The 430-nt window shown below is 75.3% G+C and carries 1 protein-coding gene; it reads right to left on the bottom strand.

Annotation, left to right across the window (positions count from 1 at the left end):
• The coding region (locus tag M3185_RS16975) for a radical SAM protein (RefSeq protein ID WP_251334846.1) at nt 1-430 on the bottom strand (430 nt) is incomplete at both ends.

Here is a 430-nt window from a genome sequence, read left to right as displayed (position 1 = left end):
ACCGCGTTGATCTTCACCGGGACCAGCCCGGCCGCGGCCGCGGCCTCCGCCCCCGCCAGGACCTCGGCGAGCCGGTCCCGGCGGGCCAGGGCGGCGAAGGTGTCCGCGTCCAGGCTGTCGAGGGAGATGTTGATCCGGCCCAGCCCCGCCGCCGCCAGGCCCGCGGCCCGGGTGGTGAGCCCGATCCCGTTGGTGGTCAGCGAGATCGGCAGTCCCGGGTGGGCCGTGGCCACCGCCGCGACGATCTCCTCCAGGTCCGGGCGCACCAGCGGCTCGCCGCCGGTCAGGCGCAGCTCGGTGACGCCCAGCAGGTCCACGGCGATGCCCACGATCCGGGTGATCTCCGCCGGGGACATCAGCTGGGCCGCCGGCAGCCAGGGCAGCCCGGCGGCGGGCATGCAGTAGGTGCAGCGCAGATTGCACTTGTCGA

The organism is Kocuria rosea (assembly GCF_023715525.1).
Taxonomy (GTDB): domain Bacteria; phylum Actinomycetota; class Actinomycetes; order Actinomycetales; family Micrococcaceae; genus Kocuria; species Kocuria rosea_A.
The sequence above is the reverse complement of the archived record's forward strand: the minus strand, read 5'-3'. Positions and strand labels throughout refer to the sequence as shown.